Annotated in this window: 6 protein-coding genes; 4 read left to right on the top strand and 2 right to left on the bottom strand. The window is 42.1% G+C overall.

The features are described from left to right. The first annotated feature begins 254 nt into the window (after nucleotides 1–254). From LC574_RS22785 to LC574_RS22775, 3 genes are all read left to right on the top strand, one after another. On the top strand, nucleotides 255–866 hold the full coding sequence (locus LC574_RS22785; protein WP_229455814.1) for a hypothetical protein: 612 nt from the start codon (nucleotides 255–257) through the stop codon (nucleotides 864–866). Between the two features lie 24 nt (nucleotides 867–890). Further along, complete coding sequence (locus LC574_RS22780; protein WP_229455813.1) at nucleotides 891–1214, top strand: hypothetical protein; 324 nt, start codon at nucleotides 891–893, stop codon at nucleotides 1212–1214. Between the two features lie 375 nt (nucleotides 1215–1589). Next, a complete protein-coding gene (locus tag LC574_RS22775; RefSeq protein WP_229455811.1) occupies nucleotides 1590–2159 on the top strand; it encodes a Uma2 family endonuclease in 570 nt (189 codons plus the stop codon). A 36-nt stretch (nucleotides 2160–2195) separates the two neighbouring features. On the opposite strand, the gene LC574_RS22770 is transcribed toward LC574_RS22775, so the two are convergent. Together LC574_RS22770 and LC574_RS22765 are read right to left on the bottom strand one after the other, a co-directional pair. Then, nucleotides 2196–3398: an alpha/beta hydrolase gene (locus tag LC574_RS22770; RefSeq protein ID WP_229455809.1), complete on the bottom strand. Its 1203-nt coding sequence runs from the start codon at nucleotides 3396–3398 to the stop codon at nucleotides 2196–2198. An 852-nt stretch (nucleotides 3399–4250) separates the two neighbouring features. Continuing rightward, nucleotides 4251–5135, bottom strand: coding sequence for a shikimate dehydrogenase (locus LC574_RS22765; RefSeq protein ID WP_229455805.1), 885 nt, complete (start codon nucleotides 5133–5135; stop codon nucleotides 4251–4253). A 184-nt stretch (nucleotides 5136–5319) separates the two neighbouring features. Between LC574_RS22765 and LC574_RS22760 the strand changes: the two genes are divergently transcribed. Next, nucleotides 5320–5851 (top strand): alpha/beta fold hydrolase (locus tag LC574_RS22760; RefSeq protein WP_229455804.1); only part of this gene is annotated, 532 nt, incomplete at its 3' end.

The raw sequence follows: 5851 nt of genomic DNA, 5'->3' as shown, positions 1-5851 counted from the left end.
CTTTATAGGAAACATCAAATAATCTAATCTGTGTCAACGCTACAGCAGGGGGAATGCTCACCCACGATAGAAAGGTGATGAGACAGGAAATAAAAACGACCGTGAGTGAGCGCAAGCGCATAAAAGACTCCGTGGCTTAATCTAACGATATGTAACTTATAATCTCAGCTTACCTGAATTTCACTACAAGGGATTGAAGACTTTAATTTAACCTTTGTAATAATTAGGGAAATACCCTCAATTGCTATTAACTTATGACTCCAGATGAGATTGAAGCATCTATGCTCGCAGCCTTTAATGATTGTGATGCAGCAAGCTGTCCTCTCACTGACACGCAGAAAGAGATATTACTGCAAGTCGTCAAGCAAATTCAGGGAAATTCTGCCTCTAGAGCATCAGCTATTGCTAATCCCTTAGACGAACTTACCCCAGAGGAGTTAGAAGCATTTTTACAATTTGTTAAGGATGAAGAACAACGCAACCGCACTTGGAAAGTGCAATTACTCAACGACTGGCTACTGGAGAATGACTCTGGAACAGTACAATTTATACGGCAACGCTATGGTTTACAGTGGCTCAATCGTGTAGAGTCATATCATTTTGATAAGTATTCTTATTTTGAGGATGCACTAAAGCTAAGAGTAGGCGATCGCATTGAAGTTTCCAACGCACTATGGGAATGGGTGCAAGAAGATGGCCCTTGTAAGCGCGAATGGTTTCCCTGTATGGTGATTAAGGTCGAGGAAATTAGCAACGGTGATGATACCTCTACTAACTGCGTCGTCCGCTTCTTCAACGGCGCTGAGTATGAAATTCAGGGCATCTACGAATGGAATCGCTATAACTGGCGCTGGCCGAAGAAATAGTTAGGAGTTAGGAGTTAGGAGTCTTTGAACTCCGTTAATGAGTCTTTGAACTCCATTAATGAGTCTTTGAACTCCGTTAATGAGTCTTTGAACTCCGTTAATGAGTCTTTGAACTCCGTTAATGAGTCTTTGAACTCCGTTAATGAGTCTTTGAACTCCATTAATGAGTCTTTGAACTCCATTAATGAGTCTTTGAACTCCATTAATGAGTCTTTGAACTCCATTAATGAGCCTTTGAACTCCATTAATGAGCCTTTGAACTCCATTAATGAGCCGAATGGCACGCTTGTAAAGCCCAAAGGTTTATGTTACCTCGTTCCCAGCCTCCAGGCTGGGAACGTATTCTAAGAGGTTCCACCTCTCGTCAAGCCACTGAAGGCAAAGCAGGGGGAGCAAAGAGAAAATTTAGTATTTTTACTACTAAAATTTCCATAAATACACTTAATTATTCCTCTCCCCCTGCTTCCCAATACTGCGTAGGTTTTGGCTAAAAAATAAAAATGTGTAGGTTGGGTTGAGGAACGAAACCCAACATTTCCAGGGCTTTGTTAGGTTTCACTTCGTTCAACCCAACCTACAAATCTTCAAAACCTACGCAGTATTGCCCTGCTTTCCCATCTTACTGTTAGAGCATTGCTCCCGAGACGGAGATTCAGCAGGGGATGGAGAAATTAGAGGCATTGTTAAAATAATCAATACAAGCTAACTATGGGAGAAAAAGCAATGATAGTTGCACCCGCTAAAAAGATGACCTTTGAAGAATTCCTTTCTTATAACGATGGGACGGATACTTTATATGAATTAGAAAATGGAGAACTAATACCCATGCCTTCAGAAAGTGATATTAATCAACGGATAGCGATGTTTTTAGTTACTTGTTTCTTGCAATTGGGAATTCCATCTTATCAGTTGCGGATGAAGGCAGAGGTAGCTGTGCATAGCCGACAGATAGGGGTACGTGTGCCTGATTTGGTGGTGTATTCTGAGGAGTTAGCCAAGGTAATGCAAGGAGCTACGCGATCTATAATTTTGATGGATATGCCGCCACCGTTGTTGGTGGTTGAGGTGGTGAGTCCGAATCAGGAAAATCGGGATTATCGTTATAAGCGTTCGGAGTATGCGGCGCGGGGAATTGCTGAGTATTGGATTGTTGATCCTATCGCCCAAAAGGTGACGGTTTTGGAATGGGTAGAGGGATTTTATGATGAGCGAGTTTATCAGGGAGAAAGTGCGATTGTCTCTTCAATTTTTGCTAATCTTCAGTTAACTGCTGCTAAAGTGTTGCAAGGATGAGATGTGATGAAAACCTTTGATGAACTTCGACAAGTCTTATTGCTTAAACAACGCCCACGCCAAAAATCTTTCAGTATAATATAACGCTAATTGATTGCTCACACCATTGAAAACGGCATCAAAAGCGTGTTCTGCCCAAGGAATTTCCAGAAAAACCGCAGTATTACCAGAATCATGTAAACGTTGATACATCTGTCTGCCAAATCGCGCTTCTACCAAATGATCGCGACTGCCGTAAATTAATAAAGTTGGTGGTAAAGGGTGCGTCAGATAATGTATCGGTGAAGCAATTTCATACTGATTAGGCAATTCTTCTAAAGAACCACCGAGAAATGCTTTTAAAACAGCGCGGGTGTTGATAGGATCGGGATTTGGTGGTGTTTTGTAGCCCTCCGTTAAATTAACAGGCCCGTAATAGTTCACTACACCACGAATGGGTGGTGCATCTGGTTGATAAGCCGCTAACATTGCTAAGTGCGCTCCCGCAGAACGCCCTAAAAGTACCATACGTTCTGGATCGGCTTCATATTTTGCTGCATGTTTGCGAATAAAATTTAGGGCTGTACGCACATCATCTAACTGAACTGGAAACTGATATTTAGGTGCGTGTCGATAGGCGATCGCAAATACCGTATATCCCTGATCAGCGATATATTGATTAAACTCGGAATTTGCGTGAGGGTTGCCATATTGCCAAGCTCCACCATAAATTATTACCACTGCTGGATATTTCCCAACCTCTGAGGGTTGATAAACTTCCATTTTTAAAGACACTCCCGCAGGAGAAGCAAAAAGAATATCTTTTTGATGACGTGTTTTAGCTAGTGCAATACCCTGGAAGGAATTAACTAAATCAAAGGGATGGGTTTGCATCTTTGCCCTTACTTGGACTGGAATTTGCTCTAGATAATTTGCTCCCAATCCTTGTTTCATCGCTTTAGCCATCTGCATTTGAGTTGGTGGAATATTCACTAGCACCCATGCACAAATTAGCAATCCTATTAAGCTGAAAATACAAGCTAAACGTTGTAATTTACGGCGACGGATGTAGAAAAAAGCAAGTGATAAAGAGAGCAAATTTAATAATAATAACCAAGGACTGACTTCTGGCGCTCCTACTGCTAGGGTGAGTAAAAACATATTTGGAGCCGGAAGAATAATCCAAGAACTAAGAAATAGGCTTGCAAAACTGAGTAAGAATGCAAGCCATGATAAAAAGATTTTGGGTTTAAGGAACATATATGAAATAACGGTAATAACGACTCAAAATAAGTACAATTTATCCGCCAATGCTAAGTTTGGCAATAGTTATATCATGTCTGCTCGATTGCTTATTAAACCCGAAGAACCCCACCCCTTAATCCCCTCCCCGCAAGCGGGGAGGGGAGACAAAGCATAGCTTTGGCGGGGTGGGTGTAATGATTGTGGTTAGCATAACTATTAGGACTTACGCAAAAATCGCCCAAAAGCTTAATTTATCGAACCGCCAAGACGCCAAGAACGCCAAGAATTCGTAGAGCGTGCGTAAGTCCTAACTATATTACAGCTATTTTCAGTTAAGTAGACTATGCGTAAGGGCACAGCAATGCTCATTGGTGTCAACTTAAGCTAAAAATCGTTTATCTGTTGGCTTCCACGCCCGCCCAGAAATGAATTTCAGCGGCTCATAGCTAAAGTCTACTAAAGTAGACTAAAAATTTTTCGGATTATTTAGTCATCTAAAGATGACTTTGGCTATTAGCAAGGAACTTCAGTTCCTTGCGGGACATGGCTTTTACGTTAAGTTGACACGTATGAGCTGGCTCGTGCCCCTACGATAGATGTGGTTTAAATAAATGAAAACTGCTGTATAGGGATGATTATTGTAAAAGAGTGAGTAATATCACGTCCGGTTAAACACAAGTCAATTGCGAACGGAGTGAAGCAATCGCTCCAGACGTTGTGATTGCTTCGTTTCACTTCGTTCCACTCGCAATGACATATCACAAGTAATTTATCGGACATGATATAAGCGATGTCTACGACGAGCTACTTACGCATTTTAAAAAGCCGTTACTAAAGGCAATCTAGTTCAGGATAATTATTTCTCCATCAACCTAAACCTAAATGCTTTTGCAATGCTTGGCGCATCACTTCTACAGGCACTATTTCTTGCTGCAACCAAATTTTTAATGCTGCTACCCCTTGTTGAACTAGCATTTCTAAGCCATCGATCGCAATTGCACCTTGTTTTTCTGCCTGCTCTAGAAATTGCGTCGGTTTCGGAATATATATTAAATCGTAAGCGATCGCACCCTTTGGTAAATTCGCTATTTCTTCTACGCTCAAAGGCGACTCATGAACCTTGGGATACATACCTATGGGGGTTGTGTTTACCAGCAGATTAACTTGGGGAATTAGCTTTGACAATTCTTCCCATTGATGAACTTGTAAATTTTCACTTATAGATGAATTGTTCCAACTATTGCCAAATTCCTGTAATCTTTGCACATTACGCCCAACAACATGAATTTTCGCAAAACCTAGCTGGTGACAACCTGCTACAACTGCTCTAGCTGCGCCACCATTGCCTAAAATTACTGCTACCTTCTGAGTCCAATCTTGCTGATACGTCGTCTGCAAAGGAGCGATAAATCCTTCTATATCTGTGTTTGTCCCCACCCATTGATTATTTTGGCGACTAACAGTATTCACTGCGCCTATAGCTTGAGCAACAGGGGTAATTTTTGAGAGGAGAGGCATAATTGCCTGCTTATGAGGTATTGTCACATTAAAACCGACAACATCAATAGCCGCGAAACCTGCGATCGCTATTTCTAAATTCTGTGGTGCTATAGGAAAGGGAAGATAAACGTAGTCTAATCCCAAATTAGCGATCGCAGCATTATGCATCGCTGGCGACAGCGAATGTTCAACTGGATATCCAATTACCCCTAATAGCTTAGTTTTGCCTGTAATTAATTTGTTATTTGTCATTTGTTATTTGTCATTTGTCATTTGTCATTTGTCCTTTGTCCTTTGTCATTTGTCATTCGTCATTCTCCCCCTGCCTCCCCTGCTCCCTCATCTCCCCCTGCTCCCTCATCTCCCCCTGCTCCCCCCACTCCCCACTCCCCACCTAGCCTACAATTATTAAAGCTACTTAACAATTCTTTGAATCATGCAGGCAAATACAGCCCCCTCTACAACCCCAATTCCTGGTAAATATTGGCAGTGGCGCGGGCATAACGTTTATTATGTGCGTGCGTCCGAGAAGCAAGCGCAACGTCCGCCCTTGCTTTTGGTACATGGATTTGGTGCTTCCACAGACCACTGGCGCAAGAATATCATAGGATTGTGTCAAAATTTTGAAGTATTTGCGATCGACCTTTTGGGATTCGGGCGATCGGCAAAACCGAAATTGCAGTATAGCGCCGACTTGTGGCGCGACCAACTCCATGATTTTATCAGTGAAGTAATTGGTCAAAAAGCAGTATTAGCGGGTAATTCCCTTGGTGGCTACGCTAGTCTATGTGTTGCAGCCCAACGTCCCGACAGTGCGGCTGGTTTAGTTTTGCTCAATAGTGCAGGGCCTTTTAACGAAAGCCAGCCGACATCTGAGCCTGAAGCTTTACAATCAGAAATTCAGGCTCCCAAACAACCCGCTACTTTGCAGAAACTTCTTGGTAACGGCACTAAGTGGATTTTTCAAC

This window comes from Nostoc sp. CHAB 5715 (assembly GCF_020829685.1).
GTDB lineage: Bacteria > Cyanobacteriota > Cyanobacteriia > Cyanobacteriales > Nostocaceae > Nostoc.
Note: the sequence above shows the minus strand (reverse complement) of the source record. Positions and strands in the feature narration are given on the sequence as shown.

Coding starts and splice junctions, on each gene's coding strand:
- LC574_RS22785 (WP_229455814.1), top strand. CDS start 255: ATGACTCCAGATGAGATTGAAGCATCTATGCTCGCAGCCTTTAATGAT.
- LC574_RS22775 (WP_229455811.1), top strand. CDS start 1,590: ATGATAGTTGCACCCGCTAAAAAGATGACCTTTGAAGAATTCCTTTCT.
- LC574_RS22770 (WP_229455809.1), bottom strand. CDS start 3,398: ATGTTCCTTAAACCCAAAATCTTTTTATCATGGCTTGCATTCTTACTC.
- LC574_RS22765 (WP_229455805.1), bottom strand. CDS start 5,135: ATGACAAATAACAAATTAATTACAGGCAAAACTAAGCTATTAGGGGTA.